This window comes from Amycolatopsis sp. NPDC004772, assembly GCF_053601215.1.
In genome coordinates this window covers 124,147-140,957 of the sequence record NZ_JBSGBK010000004.1, presented here as the reverse complement: position 1 = coordinate 140,957, position 16,811 = coordinate 124,147, and the positions used below count along the sequence as shown (strand labels likewise).

At 72.0% G+C, this 16,811-nt stretch carries 19 protein-coding genes; 11 read left to right on the top strand and 8 right to left on the bottom strand.

Annotated elements, in window-relative coordinates:
* Window positions 1-55: 55 nt before the first annotated feature.
* Together glgP and ACWEF6_RS04305 are read left to right on the top strand one after the other, a co-directional pair.
* Window positions 56-2,584 carry an alpha-glucan family phosphorylase gene (glgP, locus tag ACWEF6_RS04310; RefSeq protein WP_449681596.1) on the top strand — a complete coding sequence of 843 codons (2,529 nt, stop codon included), beginning with the start codon at window positions 56-58 and terminating at the stop codon, window positions 2,582-2,584.
* Window positions 2,585-2,836: 252 nt separating this feature from the next.
* Window positions 2,837-3,826 carry an LLM class F420-dependent oxidoreductase gene (locus ACWEF6_RS04305; protein WP_449681595.1) on the top strand — a complete coding sequence of 330 codons (990 nt, stop codon included), beginning with the start codon at window positions 2,837-2,839 and terminating at the stop codon, window positions 3,824-3,826.
* A gap of 41 nt (window positions 3,827-3,867) precedes the next feature.
* Here ACWEF6_RS04305 and ACWEF6_RS04300 read toward each other — a convergent pair whose 3' ends face one another.
* The 3 genes from ACWEF6_RS04300 to ACWEF6_RS04290 form a co-directional block, all read right to left on the bottom strand.
* Window positions 3,868-4,263 carry a rhodanese-like domain-containing protein gene (locus tag ACWEF6_RS04300; RefSeq protein ID WP_449681594.1) on the bottom strand — a complete coding sequence of 132 codons (396 nt, stop codon included), beginning with the start codon at window positions 4,261-4,263 and terminating at the stop codon, window positions 3,868-3,870.
* Entirely contained in the window at window positions 4,260-4,805 is a 546-nt protein-coding gene (locus ACWEF6_RS04295) for a cysteine dioxygenase (protein WP_449681593.1), read from the bottom strand. Before ACWEF6_RS04295 ends, ACWEF6_RS04300 begins: the two co-directional genes overlap by 4 nt.
* A gap of 81 nt (window positions 4,806-4,886) precedes the next feature.
* On the bottom strand, window positions 4,887-5,078 hold the full coding sequence (locus tag ACWEF6_RS04290; protein WP_449681592.1) for a hypothetical protein: 192 nt from the start codon (window positions 5,076-5,078) through the stop codon (window positions 4,887-4,889).
* Between the two features lie 45 nt (window positions 5,079-5,123).
* Between ACWEF6_RS04290 and ACWEF6_RS04285 the strand changes: the two genes are divergently transcribed.
* From ACWEF6_RS04285 to ACWEF6_RS04255, 7 genes are all read left to right on the top strand, one after another.
* Window positions 5,124-5,945: an ABC transporter ATP-binding protein gene (locus ACWEF6_RS04285; RefSeq protein ID WP_449681591.1), complete on the top strand. Its 822-nt coding sequence runs from the start codon at window positions 5,124-5,126 to the stop codon at window positions 5,943-5,945.
* 54 nt (window positions 5,946-5,999) lie between these two features.
* A complete protein-coding gene (locus tag ACWEF6_RS04280) occupies window positions 6,000-6,779 on the top strand; it encodes an enoyl-CoA hydratase/isomerase family protein (RefSeq protein WP_449681590.1) in 780 nt (259 codons plus the stop codon).
* A 4-nt stretch (window positions 6,780-6,783) separates the two neighbouring features.
* A complete protein-coding gene (locus tag ACWEF6_RS04275) occupies window positions 6,784-7,749 on the top strand; it encodes a class I SAM-dependent methyltransferase (RefSeq protein WP_449681589.1) in 966 nt (321 codons plus the stop codon).
* 1 nt (window position 7,750) lies between these two features.
* The gene (locus ACWEF6_RS04270; RefSeq protein ID WP_449681588.1) at window positions 7,751-8,917 is read left to right on the top strand and encodes a THUMP-like domain-containing protein; all 1,167 of its coding nucleotides are present in this window, start codon (window positions 7,751-7,753) and stop codon (window positions 8,915-8,917) included.
* A 37-nt stretch (window positions 8,918-8,954) separates the two neighbouring features.
* Window positions 8,955-9,719, top strand: a complete 765-nt coding sequence (locus tag ACWEF6_RS04265; protein WP_449681587.1) for an HAD family acid phosphatase — start codon at window positions 8,955-8,957, stop codon at window positions 9,717-9,719.
* Between the two features lie 63 nt (window positions 9,720-9,782).
* Window positions 9,783-10,160, top strand: a complete 378-nt coding sequence (locus ACWEF6_RS04260) for a DUF427 domain-containing protein (RefSeq protein WP_449681586.1) — start codon at window positions 9,783-9,785, stop codon at window positions 10,158-10,160.
* Window positions 10,135-11,007: a LysR family transcriptional regulator gene (locus ACWEF6_RS04255; RefSeq protein WP_449681646.1), complete on the top strand. Its 873-nt coding sequence runs from the start codon at window positions 10,135-10,137 to the stop codon at window positions 11,005-11,007. Before ACWEF6_RS04260 ends, ACWEF6_RS04255 begins: the two co-directional genes overlap by 26 nt.
* Window position 11,008: 1 nt before the next feature.
* Here the strand turns inward: ACWEF6_RS04255 and ACWEF6_RS04250 are convergent, their stop codons facing one another.
* Together ACWEF6_RS04250 and ACWEF6_RS04245 are read right to left on the bottom strand one after the other, a co-directional pair.
* Window positions 11,009-11,974 (bottom strand): chitinase, encoded by a 966-nt coding sequence (locus ACWEF6_RS04250; protein ID WP_449681585.1) that lies wholly within the window; start codon window positions 11,972-11,974, stop codon window positions 11,009-11,011.
* Between the two features lie 100 nt (window positions 11,975-12,074).
* Complete coding sequence (locus ACWEF6_RS04245) at window positions 12,075-12,749, bottom strand: DUF2306 domain-containing protein (protein WP_449681584.1); 675 nt, start codon at window positions 12,747-12,749, stop codon at window positions 12,075-12,077.
* A 133-nt stretch (window positions 12,750-12,882) separates the two neighbouring features.
* Here ACWEF6_RS04245 and ACWEF6_RS04240 point away from each other — a divergent pair, with 133 nt between their 5' ends.
* Window positions 12,883-13,770, top strand: a complete 888-nt coding sequence (locus ACWEF6_RS04240; RefSeq protein ID WP_449681583.1) for a TetR/AcrR family transcriptional regulator C-terminal domain-containing protein — start codon at window positions 12,883-12,885, stop codon at window positions 13,768-13,770.
* Window positions 13,771-13,780: 10 nt separating this feature from the next.
* Window positions 13,781-14,299 carry a GNAT family N-acetyltransferase gene (locus ACWEF6_RS04235; protein WP_449681582.1) on the top strand — a complete coding sequence of 173 codons (519 nt, stop codon included), beginning with the start codon at window positions 13,781-13,783 and terminating at the stop codon, window positions 14,297-14,299.
* A 6-nt stretch (window positions 14,300-14,305) separates the two neighbouring features.
* On the opposite strand, the gene ACWEF6_RS04230 is transcribed toward ACWEF6_RS04235, so the two are convergent.
* The 3 genes from ACWEF6_RS04230 to ACWEF6_RS04220 are packed head-to-tail and all read right to left on the bottom strand — an operon-like array spanning window position 14,306 to window position 16,795.
* Entirely contained in the window at window positions 14,306-15,742 is a 1,437-nt protein-coding gene (locus ACWEF6_RS04230) for an FAD-dependent monooxygenase (protein ID WP_449681581.1), read from the bottom strand.
* Window positions 15,743-15,752: 10 nt separating this feature from the next.
* On the bottom strand, window positions 15,753-16,325 hold the full coding sequence (locus ACWEF6_RS04225) for a PadR family transcriptional regulator (RefSeq protein WP_449681580.1): 573 nt from the start codon (window positions 16,323-16,325) through the stop codon (window positions 15,753-15,755).
* Between the two features lie 41 nt (window positions 16,326-16,366).
* Entirely contained in the window at window positions 16,367-16,795 is a 429-nt protein-coding gene (locus ACWEF6_RS04220) for a MarR family winged helix-turn-helix transcriptional regulator (protein WP_449681579.1), read from the bottom strand.
* Between the last annotated feature and the right edge of the window lie 16 nt (window positions 16,796-16,811).

Sequence of the window (16,811 nt, the reverse complement as noted above, 5' to 3'; positions counted from 1 at the left end):
ATCCCCGAACTCCTCCCTGCGCACCGGCGCCCGTGGCCCGATATCGTCGCTTCCCATGCGTGCAGTCCGCCGGTTCACCGTCCGCGCCAGCCTCCCGGATTCGCTGTCCGGCCTGGGCGCGCTGGCCACCAACCTGCGCTGGACGTGGCACCCGCCGACGCGCGACCTGTTCGCGTCGATGGACGCCGAGCTCTTCAACGCCGTGCGCGACCCGCTGCGGATGCTCACCGCGCTGCCGCCGGCCCGCCTCGACGAGCTCGCCGTCGACGACGACTTCCTGGAACGCGCGAGAACCGCCGCCGAGGACCTGGAGAAGTACCTGTCGGAGCCGCGCTGGTACCAGCAGCGCGACGACGACGGCCTGCCGCCGGCGGTGGCCTACTTCTCGATGGAGTTCGGCGTCACCGAGGCCCTCCCGAACTACTCCGGCGGCCTCGGCGTGCTGGCCGGCGACCACCTGAAGGCCGCGTCCGACCTGGGCGTGCCGATGGTCGGCGTCGGGCTGCTCTACCGCAACGGCTACTTCCGGCAGTCGCTGTCGCTCGACGGCTGGCAGGTCGAGCACTACCCGGTGATCGACCCGAACGCCTTCCCCCTCGAACTGCTGACCGCGGGCGGGCGGCCGGTGCTGATCGGCGTCGCGATGCCGGGCGGGCGCGAGCTGTGCGCGCAGATCTGGCAGGCCCGGGTCGGGCGGGTGCCGCTGCTGCTGCTCGACACCGACACCGAGGCCAACGACGAAGACCTGCGCGGCGTCACCGACCGGCTCTACGGCGGCGACGCCGACCACCGGCTGCGGCAGGAGATCCTGGCCGGCATCGGCGGCTTCCGGGCGGTCCGGAAGTACTGCGAGCTGACCGGGCACCCGCAGCCCATGGTGTTTCACACGAACGAGGGACACGCGGGCTTCCTCGGCCTCGAACGCGCCCGCGAGATCGTCCAGGCCGACGGCCTCGCGTTCGACGAGGCCATGCCGGCGGTCCGCGCCGGGACGCTGTTCACCACGCACACCCCGGTCAGCGCGGGCATCGACCGGTTCCCGGTCGACCTGGTGCAGCGCTACTTCGCCGACGGCCGCCTGGTGCCGGACATCGACCCGCGCCGCGTGCTCGCGCTCGGCGCCGAGGACAACCCCGGCCTGTTCAACATGGCGCACATGGGCCTGCGGCTGGCGCAGCGCGCGAACGGCGTCTCGCAGCTGCACGGCCGGGTCACGCGCAAGATGTTCTCCCGGCTGTGGCCCGGGTTCGACCACGACGAGGTGCCGATCTCGTCGGTGACGAACGGCGTCCACGGCCCGACGTGGGTGGCCCGCGAGCTGAGCACGCTGCTCGGCCGCGAATGGGGTCTCGACGTCGGCGAGGGGCCGCTGCGCGACGGCGTCTCGGACGCCCAGCTGTGGGAACTGCGGCGCGAGCTGCGCGAAAAGCTGGTGCACGAGGTGCGGCGCCGGGTGCGCGCGGCGTGGCTGCAGCGCGGCGCGTCGCCGCTGGAGCTGGGCTGGGTGGACTCGGTGTTCGACCCGGACGTGCTGACCGTCGGCTTCGCCCGCCGCGTCCCGACGTACAAGCGGCTGACGCTGATGCTGCGCGACCCCGAGCGGCTGCGGACGCTGCTGCTGCACGAACAGCGCCCGATCCAGGTCGTCGTGGCGGGCAAGTCGCACCCGGCGGACGAGAACGGCAAGCAGCTGATCCAGCAGATCGTCCGGTTCGTCGACGGCGCGGACGTCCGGCACCGGATCGTCTTCCTGCCCGACTACGACATGTCGATGGCGCGCTACCTCTACCGCGGCTGCGACGTCTGGCTGAACAACCCGGTGCGGCCGCTGGAGGCGTGCGGGACGTCGGGGATGAAGTCGGCGCTGAACGGCGGGCTCAACCTGTCGATCCGCGACGGCTGGTGGGACGAGTGCTACGACGGCAGCAACGGCTGGGCGATCCCGACGGCGGACGGCGTCGCCGACCCGCTGCGCCGCGACGACCTCGAGGCCGCGGCCCTGTACGAGCTGCTGGGCCAGCAGATCGCGCCGCTGTTCTACGACCGCTCTTCCGACGGCGTCCCGACCGGCTGGCTGTCGATGGTGTGGCACACCCTGGAGACGCTCGGCCCGCGGGTCCAGGCGTCCCGGATGGTCCGCGAGTACGTCGACAACGGCTACCTCCCGGCATCCCGCACGGTGGCGGCGGCAACGGGCGACGGCTACCGCGGCGCGCTGTCGCTGGCGGACTACCGCACGAAGCTGGAGGTGTCGTGGCCGCGGCTGCGCATCTTCGACTCGGAGCTGCTGGTGGAGGCGACCGAGCCGCTGGTGGTGGGCACCGAGGTGACCATCCGGGCCCGCATCGACCTGGCCGGCCTCGACCCGTCCGAAGTGGACATCCAGGCGGTGGTCGGCCGCGTGGCCGACGACGACGAGCTCCGCGACCCGGTGACGGTCCCGATGACCGAGGACGGCATCGGCGCGTTCGCGGCCCGCGTGAAGCTGCCCCGGCCGGGGGCGATCGGGTACACGGTCCGGGTGCTGCCGAGGCACGGCCTGCTGGCGACCCCGGCCGAGCTGGCGCGCGTGGTCCTGGCCTGACCCGCCCGGCGGGGGCGGCGCGGAGGTCACCGCGCCGGGCTCCGCTGAGGCCGCGCCGCGCCGAGCCGCCGCGGCCGTGCTGCCCGAGCCGCCGCGGCTGTGCCACCCGAGCCGCCGCCGCGGTCGCGACCACCGCAGCCGCCCGTGTTCGCTGGTCCTCGCCCCGAGCCGCCCCTGCGCTGCCGGGCTGGAGCAGCTCCAGCCGGGCAAAATCACGCCGCGCACATCGCTGAGCGAAGCTAAGTTGTACGCATGCGCTTCGGAATGTTCGTCCCGCAGGGCTGGCGGCTGGACCTGGCCGGCATCGACCCCGCGGACCACTGGAAGACCATGCTCGGCCTCGCGAAACACGCGGAGGCGGGCCCCTTCGAATCGATCTGGGTCTACGACCACTTCCACACCGTGCCGGTCCCGACCGAGGAGGCCACGCACGAGGCGTGGTCGCTGATCTCGGCGTTCGCCGCCGCGACGGAGACCGTCCGGCTCGGGCAGATGTGCACCTGCATGGGTTACCGCAACCCCGCCTACCTGGCGAAGGTCGCCGCGACGGCCGACCTCATCTCGGGTGGCCGGGTCGAAATGGGCATCGGCGCCGGCTGGTACGAGCACGAGTGGCGGGCCTACGGCTACGGCTTCCCGACCGCCGGCGAGCGGCTCGGCCAGCTCGACGAGGGCGTCCAGATCATGCGCGACCTCTGGACGACCGGAAAGTCCACTTTGGACGGGAAGCACTACCGGACCGACGGGGCGATCCTGAGCCCGCGCCCACTGCAGGACGGCGGCATCCCGCTGTGGATCGCCGGCGGCGGCGAGAAGAAGACGCTCCGGATCGCGGCGAAGTACGCAAAGTACACGAACTTCTTCCCCGAACCGGAGGCGTTCACCCACAAGTCCGAAATCCTCGCGGCGCACTGCAAGGACGTCGGCACGGACTTCGACGCGATCGTCCGTTCGGGCAACCTCAGCGTCGTCCTCGGCGAAACCGAGAACGACGTCCAGGAGAAGCAGGCCTGGCTGAAGGCGCACTACGAGAAGTACGTCCCGGCCGAGGACGCCGCGCGGGCGGTCGCCACCTTCGCGAGCGGCCCGACGGCGGGCACCCCGGAGCAGGTCGCCGAACACCTCGCCGCCCTCGGCAAGCGGGGCATGTCCTACGCGATCCTGAACTTCCCGGAAGCCGCGTACGACCGCTCGGGCATCGACTTGTTCACCAAGCACGTCGCCCCGGCGCTCGCGGGCTGAAAACTGTCGGTCCCCTTCGGTAGCGTGGAAAACGGGGGCTGCTAAGGCACCGCCGGGCTGCCGCCGTCCTGCACGGGCAGCCCGGCGGCCGCCCACGCCCGGAACCCGCCCTCGAGGTCGGTCGCCCCGGGCAGCCCCAGCCGCTGCAGGTCGGCCGCCGCCAGGCTGGACGAGTAGCCCTCGTTGCACACCACGATCACCGTCGACTCCGGGCCGACCGCCGGCAGCCGCCACTCGCTGTCCGGCGCCAGCCGCCACTCCAGGTGGATCCGCTCGACGATCACCGCGCCCGGGATCTCGCCCTCGGCCGCGCGGTTGGCCAGCGGCCGGATGTCGACCACCAGCGCCCCCGCCTCCTGCAGCTCGCGGGCCCGGGCGGGCGTCAACCGGTCCAAGCCGGACCGCGCGGAAGCCAGCAGCGAATCGACAGCGCTCATGACCGGACGATAGCGGGCAGCGGCGGGATTTCCGCCGGAACGTCGGCGAGCGAGTCGTACTGCCGCGTCGCCACCAGCGGCGGCGAGTACGCGTGGACGCTCGCCGCGGGCCGGTCGCCGAGGCCGGTGACCTGGTGGGCGCGGCCCGCGCCGAAGCCCAGGCCCTCGCCGGCCACGTGCGTCCGGCGCCGGATCGGGCCGCCGGGGTAGCGGTACTCCTCGCCGAGTTCACCCTGCAGGACGGTGAACGAGCCGGACGCGCCGCCGTGGTCGTGCGGCTTCGTGTGCTGGCCGGGCAGCCACGACAGCAGCCACAGCTCGACGCCGTCGGTCAGCGCCAGCCGCGCCCACCAGCGGCGGTCCTCGTCGAAGCGCAGGATGCCGCGCAGGCCCGCGGTCAGCTCGGTGGTGACGGTGGCGGTCAGTTCGGCCAGCTCCCGCGGCGTCCACAGCAGCCGCGCCGGGTGCAGCAGCTCGGGCAGCAGCGGGTCGGTCAGCTGCGGGTGGATCTCGACGGGCGGGCGAACCAGGGACGTGGTCAACGCGGGTGCTCCTCGCAACGTGAAGGGGATCGGACGCGGGGACAGCGCGGCACCGCACGCGTCGCACGAGGACGCGAGGGATCAGCGAAGCCGCGCCCGCGTACACCCGGCCGAAGCGACGAGGAGCAGGTCGATGGTGCGACGGCGCCAGAACGAGCCCCGGGTCACCGGGGTCACGGGCGCGTCGGCGGACATGCGGTGATGGTGCCACACCGCGGCCGTCCGGGCGGCCGTGTTCCAGCTCGTGGAACGGACGCCGACCTGCGTGTTCACCGTCTCACCCGGGCGGGTGCGCACGCGCGCGCGACGGCAGACAGAATGGGCCTCGTGAGCGAGCCGATCCAGCCCAGCGAACTTGACGACCTCGTGGTCCGGATGGCCGGTGTCGGCGTCCGCCGGGGGACCAACGACCTCCTCGCCGGCCTCGACTGGACCGTCGAACTGGACGAGCGCTGGGTGGTGCTCGGCCCGAACGGCGCGGGCAAGACCACCCTGCTGCGCCTGGCCGCGGCCGAGCTGCACCCGACCACCGGCGAGGTCGACCTGCTCGGCGAGCGGATCGGCCGGGTCAACATCTTCGACCTGCGGCCCCGCATCGGCTTCACCTCGGCCGCGATCGCCCAGCGCGTGCCGGGCGACGAGCTGGTCAAGGACGTCGTGGTCAGCGCCGGTTACGCGGTGCTCGGCCGCTGGCGTGAGGAATACGACACCCTCGACACCGCGCGCGCGACCGAGCTCCTCGACGCGATGGGCATCGGGCACCTGGCCGAGCGCACCTTCGGGACGCTGTCGGAGGGCGAGCGCAAGCGGGCCCTGATCGCCCGGTCGCTGATGACCGACCCGGAGATGCTGCTGCTCGACGAGCCCGCCGCCGGTCTCGACCTGGGCGGCCGCGAGGACCTCGTCGCCCGGCTGTCCGACCTGGCGCTGGACGCCGAAGCCCCCGCCCTGGTGCTGGTCACCCACCACGTCGAGGAGATCCCGCCGGGGTTCACCCACGCGCTGCTGCTGCGTGACGGCCACGCGGTGGTCTCCGGGCTGGTCGACGACGTCATCACCAGCGAAAACCTGTCGAAGACGTTCGACCAGGACCTCGTGCTCGAACGCTCCGGGGATCGCTTCTTCGCCCGTCGCCGCTAGGGTGGCCTTACCGACCGGTAGCCTGCTGGCAGATCGTCAACGAGGAGGATGGGCGTGGGAGAGTTCGTAACCCTGGAGGTCAAGGACGGGGTCGGCACCATCCGGCTCGACCGGCCGCCGGTCAACGCCCTGAACGCCCTGGTCACCGCCGAATTCGCCGAGCTGGCGAAGGAGGCCACCGAGCGCGACGACATCCGCGCGGTGATCCTCTACGGCGGCGAGAAGACCTTCGCCGGCGGCGCGGACATCAAGGAGATGGCCGCCCGCAGCTACCCGGAGATCGCGAAGTTCGGCGCCACCCTCACCGGCACGGTCGCGGCCATCGCGAACATCCCGAAGCCGGTCGTCGCCGCCATCACCGGCTACGCCCTCGGCGGCGGCCTCGAGCTGGCCCTGGCCGCGGACTGGCGGGTCGCCGGCGACAACGTCAAGGTCGGCCAGCCGGAGATCCAGCTCGGCGTCATCCCCGGCGCGGGCGGCACCCAGCGCCTGGCCCGCCTGATCGGGCCGAGCAAGACCAAGGACCTCGTCTACACCGGACGGTTCGTAAAGGCCGAAGAGGCGCTGCAGCTGGGCATCCTCGACCAGGTCGTCGCCCCGGACGACGTCTACGCGGCCGCGCACAAGTGGGCGGCCCAGTTCGCGAACGGCCCGGCGATCGCGCTGCGGGCGGCCAAGGCGGCCATCGACGGCGGCCTCGACATGGACCTGCCGAACGCGCTCAAGCTCGAATCGCACCTGTTCGCCGCCCTCTGGGCGACCCAAGACCAGCAGAACGGCATGAAGTCGTTCATCGAAAACGGGCCCGGCAAGGCCACTTTCGAAGGGAAATGACGCCTTGACCGACGTGAACGACCCGGCGCCGAACCCGCACGCCACCGCCGAAGAGGTCCAGGCGGCCTACGCCGACCCGAAGCTGGCGAACGTGCTCTACCACGACTGGGAAGCCGGCACCTACGACGAGAAGTGGTCGATCTCGTACGACGAGCGCTGCATCTCCTACGCCACCGACGTGTTCAACGCCGTCGCGGGCGAGGACGGCCAGCCCTACCAGCACGCGATGGAGCTGGGCAGCGGCACCGGCTTCTTCCTGCTGAACCTGATGCAGGGCGGCGTCGCCAAGAAGGGCTCGGTCACCGACCTCTCGCCCGGCATGGTCCAGGTCGCGCTGCGCAACGCCGAGAAGCTCGGCCTCGACGTCGACGGCCGGGTCGCCGACGCCGAGCGCATCCCCTACGACGACAACACGTTCGACCTGGTGGTCGGGCACGCGGTGCTGCACCACATCCCGGACGTCCAGGCGGCGTTCCGCGAGGTGCTGCGCGTGCTCAAGCCGGGCGGCCGGTTCGTCTTCGCGGGCGAGCCGACCAAGATCGGCGACTTCTACGCCCGCAAGCTCGGCCAGTTCACCTGGTTCCTGACGACGCGGGTGACGAAGCTGCCCGCGCTGCGCGGCTGGCGCCGTCCGCAGTCCGAACTGGACGAGTCGTCGCGCGCCGCCGCGCTGGAGGCCGTGGTCGACATCCACACCTTCGACCCGTCGGAGCTGGAGTCGTGGGCCCGCGGCGCCGGCGCCCAGGACGTCCACGCGGTCACCGAGGAGTTCGCCGCCGCCCTCGCGGGCTGGCCGATCCGGACGTTCGAGGCCGCGGTGCCGTCGGAGAAGCTCACCGTGCGCTGGCGGTTGTTCGCCTACCACCTGTGGCTGCGGCTGTCCGCCGTGGACAAGAAGGTGCTGTCGAAGATCCTGCCGCGCGAGCTGTTCTACAACGTGATGATCACCGGGACCAAGCGGCCGTCCTGAATTGGGTTATTCGTTCAGCCTCGGCGACGTCGCCTACCTGCGCTCCGGCGCGGGGGCGGCGGCGCTCGCCGAGGTTTCGGCGCTGCCGCTGACCGACCCGATCGCGTCGGTGGCGGCCGTCCGTCGTCTCGTCGGCGACGAGCGCGCGGCCGCCGTCCTGGAAACCGTGCTGTTGCGGCGGAAAGCCGTCGGCAAACTGTCCGGTGTGGACTGGCTGTTCACCTCCGACGCGCTTCAGCAGGCGAGCGCGTCGATCGTGGCGCGCCACCGGGCTCTGCGGCTGGCTGGTCTCGACGTCCACGACGTCACGTGCTCGGTGGGCGCGGACCTCGTCGAAATCGCCCGCGTGGCGCGGCGCGCGCTCGGGTCCGATGTGGACCCGGTACGGCTGGAAATGGCCCGCCACAACGGAACCGCCGCGGGGGTCGCGTTCGGCCTCGTCCGCGCCGACGCCCTGCGCCCGGTGAGCCGCTCGGGCGTCGTCGTCGCCGATCCGGCGCGGCGGGACTCCGCCGGGCGCCGGGCGTGGAAACCCGCCGACTTCGCGCCGCCGCTGGACGGCCTGGTCGAGGCGTACCCGGGGCGCGCGCTGTCCGTGAAATGCGCCCCTGGCCTCGACTTCGCGCTCACGCCGTGGGCGGAGGAGGTCGAACTGGTGTCCCTGGACGGCCAAGTCCGCGAGTCCTGCCTCTGGCGCGGCCTGGGCACGGGCGTCACCCGCCGGGCGACCGTGCTGCGCTCGGACGGGACACAATGGACGGTCACCGACGCCGAACCGGACGCACTGCCCGCGCGCGAGCCGGGGGAGTGGATCGTCGACCCCGACGGCGCCGTCGTCCGGGCCGGGCTGGTCCGCCACTACGCGGCGCGGCACGGGCTGTGGCAGCTGGACGAACGCATCGCTTACCTGACCGGTGACACGCCGCCGCCGGGCGTGCGGGCCTTCCGCGTCCTGGAGCAGGGGCCGTACAGCGAGAAGACGCTGAAGGCGGTGCTCAAGCGGCACGACGTCGGGCGGCTGGAAATCCTGGTCCGCGGACTCGACGTCGACCCGGACGCGTTGCGGCGCCGACTGAAGCCGCGCGGGGAAGCGGAAGCTTCGGTGGTTTTGACGCGGATCGGCCGCGCGCCGGTGGCTTTTGTTTGCCGGGCCGAGCGCGTGACGTAGGTTCCCCCGGTCGTCAAGTTCCACTGGAGGGTTCCCCGTGTCCGGAAAATGGTCAAACCTCGTCAAGCTCGCCGCCGCCGCGGCCATCGGCGCCACCGTCGCCTCGGGCGCCACCGCGCTGGCCGGCTCGGACGAATCGACCGCCGCGCGCTCGAAGGAGCCCGCCAACATCGGCCAGGTCAAGCTGGACGTCAAGGCCTACTACGGCGACTACGTCGACGCCGCGGGCAAGCACCACTACTCCGACACCAGCCGGTTCGTGAAGGACACCGGCCGGGTCGTCTCGGACGCGAAGCGGTTCCTGCAGCAGCAGCTGGGCCGGGTGAAGAACCCGGCGATCGTGCTCGACGTCGACGACACCTCCGAGGTCACCTACGGCTGGGAGGCCGACAACGACTTCGGCTTCGACCCGGTCAAGCAGCAGCAGGCCATCGACAACGGCACGTTCGTCGCGAACAAGCCGGTGCTGGAGCTGGCCAACTGGGCGGCGCAGCGCGGCGTCGAGGTCTACTTCCTGACCGGCCGCAACGAGCTCCAGGGCCCGCAGTCGCTGAAGAACCTGGCCAACGAGGGTTTCCCGGCCCCGGCGGGCGCGTTCTTCAAGCCGAAGACGACCGCGCCCGACTACCTGCCGTGCGGGCTGACCTGCACCACCGTCCAGTACAAGTCGGGCACGCGGGCGCACATCGAGGCGACCGGCGCGAAGATCGTCCTCAACCTCGGCGACCAGTTCAGCGATCTCGAAGGCGGCCACGCGCTGCGCCCGGTCAAGCTGCCGAACCCGATGTACTACCTGCCCTGATCGCGGAATAACCGCCGGGCCCGGCGTGCTGCTCCCGGTACACGGAACACTCAGGGAGCTGACATGGCGAAGAAGGTTCTGCAGCCGGGCCCGGACCACCCGATCACCGTCGAGCCGACCAAGGCCCGCGTGGTGGTCAAGGCCGGCGGGCGCGTCGTCGCGGACAGCCGCAACGCGTTCACCCTGCAGGAATCCACCTACCCGGCGGTCCAGTACATCCCGCTGGCGGACGTCGACGCGGGCGTGCTGGAGCGGACCGACCACGAGACGTACTGCCCGTACAAGGGCGAGGCGAGCTACTACTCGCTCAACGCCGGTGACGTGCAGGCGGAGAACGCGGTCTGGACGTACGAGAAGCCCTACGACGCGGTCGCGCCGATCAAGGACCACGTCGCGTTCTACCCGAACGTCGTGGATTCGATCGAGCTGGTCGAGGACTGAGCTGGACCTCGACCTGCTGCGCACGTTCCTGGCCGTCCACCGGGCCGGTTCGCTGACCGGCGCGGCACCGTCACTGGGTCTGTCCCAGCCGACGGTGACCGCGCAGGTCAGAGCCCTGGAGGAGCAGCTGGGCCGGCAACTGTTCGTCCGCCGCGCCCGCGGTGTCACGCCGACGTCGGCGGCCGACGAACTGGCCGCCCGGATCGCCCCGCACGTCGACGCCCTGGCTTCGGTGACCGTCGGGGAGGCCGACCCCTTCGCCACACCGGTGCACCTGGCCGGGCCCGCCGAGCTGACGACCGAGCGGGTCCTGCCCGCGCTGGCGGACCTGGTCGCCCGCGGCCTCCGGCTGCGGGTCACCTTCGGCCTGGCCGACGACCTCCTGGCCGGGCTCGCGCAGCGGCGTTTCGACTTGGTGGTCTCGACGATCCGCCCGCGAGGCCGCGCCTTCACGGCGACGCCGCTGACCGACGAAGAGTTTGTCCTGGTCGGCGCCCGCGGCTTCACGGGCGACCCCCGAACGGCGCCGCTGGTGGCTTACGCCGAGGACCTGCCCATCATCCGCCGCTACTGGCGTTCGGTGCTGGGTGCGCGTCCGGCGGCGGCCCCGGCGGTCGTCGTCCCGGACCTGCGCGGCGTCCTGGCCTGCGTGTTGGCGGGCTTCGGCGTCAGCGTGCTGCCGCGGTACCTCTGCACGGCCGAGCTGGCGTCGGGGGACCTGGTCGCGCTGCTGGAGCCGGAGGAGCCGCCGATCAACACGCTCTTCGCGGTCATCCGGACCGAGCCCTGCCGGGCGGGGCCCGCGGCGGTGCGGGACGCACTGCTCGCGGACGCCGCCCGGTGGTGACTCAGCCGGTGTAGCCGGCGAAGATCTTCGCGAACTCGTACTTCGACTGCGGCACGTTGGTGCACTTGTACAGCGCGCCGGTGCACGCGTTGGCGTCCCGGCCCTGCTCCCAGAACGACAGCATGCCCAGGTGGACCGTCTTCGCGAAGGCCACCAGCGCCTTCGCGTCCTTCTGGTAGAAGATCTCGTTCTGCGAGTCGTTGACGCCGATCATCGGGGTGACGCCGACCTTCTTCCACGCTGCCGCGTCACTCAGCCCGTACAGCGACTTGAGCTGGGCCTGGGTCGCCTTGGCCGCCGAGATCGCCTTCGCGCCCTGGTCGCCGGCGCCCTGGTAGTAGTCCATCGCCATGATGTTGACCAGGTCCAGGTTCACCCCGGCGTTCTTGGCGGCCTTGACGACGTTGAGGCCGTCCGCGGTGAGGCCGTTGGGCAGCACCGGCAGGGTCAGCGAAATCTTGAGCCCCGGGTTGTTGTCCTGGAGCGTCTTCAGGGCCTGGGAGCGGCGGGCGATCGACGCCGGGTCCGCGACGGCCGCGCCTTCGATGTCGAAGTCGGCGTACTTGAGGCCGTAGGCCTTGACGACGGCGTCGTACTCGGCCGCCACCTGCGCGGCCGTGCTGCAGGCCTGGGCCAGCTCGATGCCGGACGCGCCGCCGAAGGAGATTTTGACGTCACCGCCCGCGGTGCGGATCTTGGCGATCTCCTCCTTCTGCCACGCCGTGCGCGGGTCGTAGGCGCCGAACCAGCTGGCCTTGCAGCCGTAGGAGTTGACGAACGCGAGCGTGAAACCCTTGACGCCGCTCGCGGCCGACATCGCCGACAGGCTGGGCGTCGGCCACGCACCCATGTCGACGTAGGGGCCGACCGGGATCGGCGAGCCGGCCGCGGCGCCGGCCGGGGTGGCGACCGCGGAGCTCAGCAGGGCGGCGCCGGCCAGGGCGGCCAGCAGGGTCTTCAGGCGCATGGGAAACCTCCACGGCTGGAAGCGCGGCGGCGGAAAGTTGTCCTCATTGGTATAGACCATTTACTGTGGTGTGGACCATAGGCTGATCGAGCTACCCCGGTCACGCTGCGCGACGCCGTCCCCGGCCGAGCCACCATTCGGCGGCCAGCAGCGGGAGAACCCAGCCGGTCCACGTGGTGATCCCGGCGATCGCCTGGCCCAGGGCGACTTCGCTGCCGCCGAAGGTCGTGTCCAGCTGCGGCGTCAGCACGATCGCCCAGACCACGCCCCAGATCCGGTTGCTGATGATCGACATGCAGAGCGCGAAGCTGCGGATCATCCAGCGGCGGTGTTCGCCGAACCGGCGTGCCCGCGCCATCCGGTAGCCCTGCACGGTGCAGCCGAACCAGAGCACCGCGAGCAGTACGTTCGACACGGCCCCGACCGGCCCGAACGGCGCCGCGAGCGCGATCACGAACCCGGCGATCGAGGCCGGGATCGCACCGGCGAAGACGTAGACGCGTCCGGTGCGGCGGTGCACCGCCGGGTGTGTCTGCCGCAGCCACGGCCAGATCTGCAGCGCGCAGGTCACCATGGCGACGGTCGCGAACGCGATGTGCGTGACCAGCACCGGGTAGTACCAGCCGGTGGGGGCCGGGATCCGCGACCGCGCGGGGTCGAGCCCGAGGTAGGGCGGCAGCGAAAAGACCAGGAACGCGGTGACCAGCAGGCCCAGCGGGAACACCCACGGGCGGCGCACCCACGGCTTCGGGCGGCGGACTTCGGTCGTCGTCATGCTTCCCCCTTTGTACGGTGTATTCGCACCGTATTGAGGTGGCTTCGAGCTCGGCAATCCTCGCCGTCGACATTGGGGGAGTACCCTGAAAGTGTTCTAGGTTCTGCCGGCAACTGTTCTAGTACGGAGTTCCGTGACCGAGGCGCCTTACCTCCGGATCGCGGCGGAGCTGCGCCGCCGGATCACCGCGGGCGAGCTGCGGCCGGGCGAGCGCGTCCCGTCGACCCGGGCCCTGGTCCGCGAGTGGGGGGTCGCGATGGCGACGGCGGCGAAGGCGTTGTCCGCGCTGGGTGAGCAGGGCTGGGTGCGCGCGGTCCCGGGCAGCGGCACGGTCGTCGCGGACCGGACGCCGGTCAAGCCGCCGCTGGGCCGGGACGCGCTGGTGCGCGCGGCCATCGACCTGGCCGACGCCGAAGGCCTGGCGGCGCTGTCGATGCGGCGGCTGGCGGCCGGGCTGGGCGTCGGCCCGATGGCGCTGTACCGGCACGTGCCGGACAAGGAGGAGCTGCTCCGGCTGATGGCCGACGTCGCGCTCGGGGAGGCGGAGCTGCCGGAGCCGGGCCCGGTGCCGTGGCGGCCGCGGCTCGAACTCGCCGCCCGCGCGCAGTGGCGCGCGTACCGCCGTCACCCGTGGCTGGCGCCGATCCTGCTCAATTCCCTGGTGCGCCCGCCGGTCCTGGCGGCGGGCCTGCGCCTGGTCGACTGGTCGCTGCGAGCGCTGGCCGGAACCGGCTTGAAGCGGCGGGTGAAGCTGCAGGTGATCATGACGCTCAACGGCTGGGTCGGCGGGCTGGCGGTGAGCAACGCGTTCGAAATCCAGGCGGAGCAGGACACGGGCATCACGGGCGACCAGCGCCTGGAGGCGGACATGGCGCTGCTGACGCGGTTCCTCGATTCGGGCCGGTTCCCGACGCTGACCGAGGTGATGACCGGCGTCGAGGACGTCGGCCTGGACGAGGCGTTCGAGTTCGGCTTGCGGCGCCAGCTCGACGGGATCGCCGTCCTGCTGGGCGAACACTAGACTGACGGCGGTGCTGATCACCACGGAGAGGCTCACGCTGCACGCGTGGTCCGAAGAGTTCTTCGACGACTTGTTCGCGCTGGCCCAGCTGCCCGAGACGGTCCGCTACGTGGGGACGGGCGAGCCGTGGAGCCACGACTACACGCTGGCCAAGCACCGCGCGACGTTGGCGCACTGGGCCTCGCACGGCTTCGGCTGGTTCGCGGTCTCGGCGGCACCGGGATCGTTCGACGGAGTGGTGTCGTTGGTGCGCCGCACGGCCACGGAGTCGGGCCTCGGCCTGCCGGCGGTGGAGATGGGCTGGTGGATAGCGCCGTCGGGCTGGGGCCGCGGGTATGCGACGGAAGCGACTGCGGCGGTGCGGGACCGGGCGTTCGAGGAGGGCTGGGCGGATCGGCTGCTGGCGGTGTACGAGCCGGTGAACAGGCCCTCGGCTCGGGTGGTCGAAAAGCTGGGGTTTTCGGTGCACAGCAAGTTCGTGCTCGACGGGCGGGTGGAGCAGCGGGCGGTTCTGGACCGCCCGCGCTGAGCCCCGTCAGACGGCCGCCGGTACTGGCCCCACCCACCGGTGCACCGCTTCCGCCAGCCCGGCGTCGCTCTCGCCGGGGGTGCCCACCCAGGCGACGTGCCCGTCCGGCCGCAGCAGCACCGCGTCGATGTCCGAAGTGGACGGACTGGCCGCGACGACCACCTCCACCGCGGCCGACCAGGCCGCGAACGACCCCGTCAGGTCCAGCAGCACCGGCCGCCCGGCGTGCAGCAACGCCGCCAACTGCGTGTCCACCCCCGAAACCCGCAGCGGCACGTCCGGCGCCAGCCGTCCCAGCCACGGGTGCCCGCCCGGCTCGTAGCACGCGTCCAGCCCCGTGATGATCTCCGCCAGCGCGCGGTTCCCCGCCGGGTGCGCCGCCACGCGCCGCAGCAAGTCCGCCCACGGCTCCTCGCCGGCTTCCTCCACGGCCACCTGTGCCCGCGTGTTCGCCAGGATCCGCTCGCCCGCCGCGTGCCGCTCGGCGTGGTAGGTATCCAGCAGGCCCTCCGGTGCGGTCCCGTGCACCGTCGCCGCCAGCTTCCAGCCGAGGTTGAACGCGTCGTCGAGCGCGACGTTCACGCCGATCGCCCCGGCCGGCGGGTGGATGTGGGCCGCGTCGCCCGCCAGGAGCACCCGGCCTTCGCGGTACTTCGACGCCAGGCGGGCCGCGTCGCCGAACCGGCTCAGCCAGCGGGGCGCGCTCAGCTCGACGTGGCGGCCGAGGACCGCGTCCACCTGCGCCTGCAACCGCTCCAGCGTCACCGGCGTGTCCTTGTCCGACGGCGGGTCGTCCTCCCGGACCACGATCCGGACGTACCCCGGCCGCGGGATCACGAACAAGCTCCGTCCGTCCGGGCCCGTCAAAGGACCGTACGGCAGGTCGCATTCGACGTCGCCGAGCAGCGCGTACCAGCGGGCGTCCACGCCGGGGAAATCGATGCCCGCCTGCTTGCGCACCGTGCTGCGGCCGCCGTCGCAGCCGACGAGGAAGCGTGCGTGGATCGTCCGGCCGAAGCGTCCATTGTGGACCACCGTGGCGACGCCGTCCGCGGACTGGGTGAACGAGCGCACGTCGTGGCCGCGCAGGATTTCGGCGCCCAGTTCGCGGGCCCGGGCCTCCAGGACCTCTTCGACGCGCGTCTGCGGGATGCCCAGCGAGAACGGGTGGTCGGTCGCCGTGCCGTCGAGCAGCAGCGGCCCGGGCAGGCCGGTGACCGGCGCGTGTGGCACCCGGTGTCCCTCGGCCACCAGGCTTTCGGCGAGGCCACGGCGGTGCAGCAGGTCCAGCGCCCGCGCGTTCAGGTTGAAGCCGCGGCAGTACGGCGGCCGCTCCGGCCGGCGTTCGACGATCGTGGTGCGGACGCCGGCCAGCGCCAGTTCCGCGGCGAGCAGCAGGCCGGCCGGACCGGCACCGGCGATGAGGACATCGGGATCGGACACGGTTTTTCCCTCAGGAGTGTTCGGGCCACGGCAGCGAGCCGGACCGGATTTCGGCCGCCGTGCGGCGGGCCCAGTCGAGCTCGGCCTGCCAGGCGTGCCGGACGAACTCGACCTCGATCATGAACAGCCGCGGCGCGCCCTTGCCGACCGTTTCGGCCAGCGCCGTCTCCGCGCCTTCGATGCGTTCGGCGAGGTGGCGGGCGCGTTCCTCCAGCGCGTCGGCGGCGCGCTCCGGGCCCAACGCGCCGAGGTAGCTCACCGCCGCGACGAACTTCGGGTACTCCGCGACCGGCTCGCGGACCAGTTCGTCGAGCCAGGCGACGAACTCCTGGCGCCCGAGTTCGGTGTGCGCGTAGACGGTCCGCTCCGGCCGGTTGCCCTCCCGGACCGTCTCGACGGGCTCGATCCAGCGATGCTTCGCCAGCGACTCCACGGTGTCGTAGAGCGAACCCGGGTTGATCTTGAACGTCGAGCCCTTGTAGCGCTCGCGCAGCGTGGACGCCATTTCGTACGGGTGCATCGGGCGTTCCAGCAGCAGGCCGAGCAGGGCCAGCGCGAGGGTGTTGCGGATCTTGCGTGGCACTAGTCGCTCCCTATTAGTCGGAACCGACTATACGGCCGTCGTCAAGTCAGGTTGCCGACGCAGGTGCGCAGGAGGTCGGCCAGGTAGCGCCGCTGGTCGGCCGACAGGTCGCCGAGCATCTGGAGTTCGACCTGCGTGATGAGGTCTTCGGCGGCGGCCAGCCGGGTGCGTCCCGCCGGGGTCAGCGTCACCGGGCGGGCGCGGCCGCTGCTCGCCTGCTCGGCGACGGTGACCAGGCCGGCCGACCGCAGGCCGCCCAGGACGTCTCGCAGCGACTGCCGCGTGACGAAGGTGATCCGGGCGAGCTCCGCCGACGACGCGCCGGGGTGGTCGTCGAGCGCGCGCAGCACGGCGTACTGCGACATCGACAGGCCCAGCGGGCGCAGCCGGTCGGTGCAGGCCTGGTGCAGGGCCTGCTGGGCGCGTTTGAGCAGGTAGCCGGGCCGGTCGCCGGTCGAGGGTTCGCTCATGACAGGAACCTTACGC